At 71.3% G+C, this 3285-nt stretch carries 3 protein-coding genes; all 3 read right to left on the bottom strand.

The window, feature by feature from the left end; genetic code table 11:
- Nucleotides 1-7: 7 nt before the first annotated feature.
- From D7X12_RS40320 to D7X12_RS40330, 3 genes are read right to left on the bottom strand one after another with little or no spacing between them, the layout of a single operon-like run.
- On the bottom strand, nt 8-901 hold the full coding sequence (locus tag D7X12_RS40320) for a CheR family methyltransferase (RefSeq protein WP_120630430.1): 894 nt from the start codon (nt 899-901) through the stop codon (nt 8-10).
- 4 nt (nt 902-905) lie between these two features.
- Complete coding sequence (locus tag D7X12_RS40325; protein ID WP_120630431.1) at nt 906-1463, bottom strand: chemotaxis protein CheW; 558 nt, start codon at nt 1461-1463, stop codon at nt 906-908.
- Between the two features lie 14 nt (nt 1464-1477).
- Nucleotides 1478-3214 carry a methyl-accepting chemotaxis protein gene (locus D7X12_RS40330; protein ID WP_120630432.1) on the bottom strand — a complete coding sequence of 579 codons (1737 nt, stop codon included), beginning with the start codon at nt 3212-3214 and terminating at the stop codon, nt 1478-1480.
- Nucleotides 3215-3285: the final 71 nt, after the last annotated feature.

The following is a 3285-nucleotide window of genomic DNA, read 5'->3' on the forward strand; positions in this document are numbered from 1 at the left end:
CCTGCGGCTACTCGCGGGACAGCGTCGCCGGCCCGGGGCGGGGCGCGTACACGTTGGCGCTCACCGAGCGGGCCGCCGCGGTGATGCCGATGAGGCTCTCCGCGTGCCCGAGGAAGAAGTACCCCGTCGCGGGCAGGCGCTCGAGCAGCCCCTGGATGACGCGCACGCGGGCCTCCGCGCCGAAGTAGATGAGCACGTTGCGGCAGAAGATGAGGTCGAACGTCCCCTGGGGCCAGGTGCTCGGGACATGCAGGTTGGCGCGGTCGAAGCGCATCACCGCGCGCAACTCCGGGCCCGCCGTCATCAACCCCTCCTGGCTGCGCACGCCCTTGAGCATGTACTTGCGCAAGAGCGGGGTGGGGATGGTCCGCGCCCGCTCCTGGCTCCAGAGTCCCTGCGCCGCGCGCTGCACGGCCCAGGTGGACAGGTCCGTCGCCACGACCTCCACGTTCCACCCGGAGCCCCGGGGGAAGGCCTCCAGGAGCGTCATCGCCAGCGAGTACGGCTCCTCCCCCGTGGAGCACCCCGCGCTCCAGACGCGGAGGCTGCGGGGGCGCTGCCCCTTGGCCCCCTGGGCGGCCCACTCCGGCAGGATGGGGTCACGCAGCAATTCGAAGTGGCGGGGCTCGCGGAAGAAGGACGTCTCATGGGTGCAGAGGCTGTCGAGCATCCGCACCTTCTCCGCCTCGTTGCCGCGCGCGGTGACGTACGCGTGGTACGCGGCGAACGAGGTCAGCCCCAGCTCCCGCAGCCGCCGCGACAGCCGGTTCGCCACCAGCGCGTTCTTGGCCGTGGACAGGTGGATGCCCGTCTCCGCCTCCACCAGGTGCTGGAACAGCAGCAGCTCCGCATGCGACAGCGCGGGGGGCAAGGCGGGCGGCCACGGCGCGGACCCGGTCATCCCCTCACCCGTTGCCCGGGACTTCCGGGAGCGCGGCCGCGTTCGCTGCGGGAGGCACGGGGGCCGGGGCCTCGTCGGTGGCGGCCGTCAGCCGCAGCAGCTCCTCCAGGGACAGGAGCCGGTCCAGGTCCAGCAGCAGGATGAACGTGTCGTTGTGCCGGCCCATGCCCCGCAGGAACTCCAGCCGCACGCGGGTGCCGAAGGCCGGGGGCGGTTCGATGTCGTCGGGGCCCAGCTCCAGCACCTCGCGCACGGTGTCCGCGAGCAGCCCCAGCACCGTCTGCTGTCCGTCGAGCGTCACCTCCACGATGACGAAGCAGGACCAGCGCGTGATGGGCCGGGGCGGCAGGCCGAACTTCACCGCCAGGTCCACGACGGGCACCACGCTGCCGCGCAGGTTGATGACGCCCTGCACGGCGACCGGCATCCCCGGCACGCGGGTGACGGCGCGGTACTCGATGATCTCCCGCACCCGCAGGAGGCCCACGGCGTACTCCTCCTCCGCGAGCATGAAGCTCAGGTAGCTGGACCGGGCGCTGGCCGGTTCGATGGGATGGTTCATGGTGCGCTGTCTCCCTAGAACCGCTGGAAGTCCTGGTGGGCCGGCGTCTCCGCCGCGCCTCCAAGGTGCCCGTTGGCGTGCCCGTTGCCGTGTCCGTTCGCGTGCCCGTTGCCGTTGCGGGGCGCGGGCATGGAGGCGGCGAGCACACCCTGCGCCGCGACCTGGAGCCCCCGGGCGGCGGAGGCCGGCAGCCGGACCGGCATGGGACGCGCCGGGGCGGACGGGGCGTTGAAGCCGAAGCCCTCCATCAGCCGGAAGAACGTCATCATCTGCAGGAGCGACTCGGCCTGGGTGGCCATCTCCTCGGCGGTGGAGGACAGCTCCTCCGCGGCGGAGGCGTTGCGCTGGGTCACCTGATCCACCTGCGTCATGGCGCGCGTCATCTGCGAGACGCCCACGGCCTGCTCCCGCGAGGCGTTGGTCACCTGCTGCACCAGCTGCGACGTGCGGCGGATGGCGGGCACCAGTTCGCTCAGCAGCTGCCCGCTGCGCTCGGCGACCTTCACGCTGGAGGAGGCCAGCCCCCCAATCTCCTTCGCGGCCTTCTGGCTGCGCTCGGCCAGCTTGCGCACCTCGGTGGCGACGACGGAGAAGCCGCGCCCGTGCTCACCCGCGCGGGCCGCCTCCACGGCGGCGTTCAGCGCGAGCAGGTTCGTCTGGTAGGCGATCTCCTCCACGATGGAGATGCGCTCCGCGATGGCGTTCATCGCCTCCACGGTCTCCTTCACCGCCCGGCCGCTCTCCTCCGCGTCCCGGGCGCCCTTGACGGCCGTCTGCTCCATCTCCCGGCTGTTCTCCGCGTTCTGGCGGATGCTCACGTTGAGCTGCTCCAGGCTGGCGGTGGTCTCCTCCACGGAGGCCGCCTGGGAGCTGGTGCCCTGCGACAGGCCCTGCGCCGCGGAGGCCACCTGGAGGGACGCGGACGACAGGGAGCCCGCCGCGCCGCGCACCTCGCTGATGACGCCCGACAGCCGCTGGATCATCTCCCGCATGCTGCTCATCATCCGGCCCGTCTCGTCGCGGCCCCGGGTGATGATGTTCGCCGTGAGGTCGCCGGCGGTGACCTGCGCCGTCACCTGCACGGCCTCGGTCAGCGGCTGCACGATGCTGCGCGTGAGGAGATAGGACAGCAGGCCCGCGAGCGCCACGCTCAGGAGGCCACCGAAGGTGAGGACGTTGTACAGGTCCTGCGCCATCCCGGCGGTCCGGGTGGTGCGCTCGTTCAGGAGGACCTCCTCGTCGTCCGCCAGCTTGGTGAGCATCGTCCGGATGCGGTCCGCGGTCGCCTTGCCGCGCGCGGACTGCTCCACCGCGATGAGCTGGGCAAGCTCACCCCGGCCCGCGTTGACCTCGCGGCGCTGGCCGATGAGGGGCTCCAGGTGCTGGGTCACCCACTGCTGCATCAGGTCGCGGATCTCCTGGAGACGATCCTGCTGGCGGCGGTTCTTCTGGGTGAGCTCGCGGATGCGGTCGATGTTCTGGGACACGCTCAGGCGCGCCTGGGTGTAGGGCTCCAGGAACTTCTCGTCGCCGGTGATGAGGAAGCCGCGCTGGCCCGTCTCCAGGTCGGCCATGTCACCCTCCAGGGTGCGCACGGCGACCATCACCAGCCGGCTCTCGGTGTCCTCGTTCGCGGACAGGGCGACCCGGTCCAGCGTCATGTACACCATGGAGACGAGGCCGACGATGATGGCCACCATCGAGCCGAAGGCGAGCAGCAGTTTTCCCGTGATGCTCAGGTTGTTGAACATGGTCACTCCGAAAGGGGGGATGGCCGTGACAGCGCGCGGGGCGCGTCGGAAGGGGGGAGGAGGTCCTGCGG

The organism is Corallococcus sicarius (genome assembly GCF_003611735.1).
Lineage (GTDB): Bacteria > Myxococcota > Myxococcia > Myxococcales > Myxococcaceae > Corallococcus > Corallococcus sicarius.

Excerpts from the sequence above, each read along its gene's own strand:
- D7X12_RS40325 (WP_120630431.1), bottom strand. The coding sequence starts at position 1,463 with ATGAACCATCCCATCGAACCGGCCAGCGCCCGGTCCAGCTACCTGAGC.
- D7X12_RS40320 (WP_120630430.1), bottom strand. The coding sequence starts at position 901 with ATGACCGGGTCCGCGCCGTGGCCGCCCGCCTTGCCCCCCGCGCTGTCG.
- D7X12_RS40330 (WP_120630432.1), bottom strand. The coding sequence starts at position 3,214 with ATGTTCAACAACCTGAGCATCACGGGAAAACTGCTGCTCGCCTTCGGC.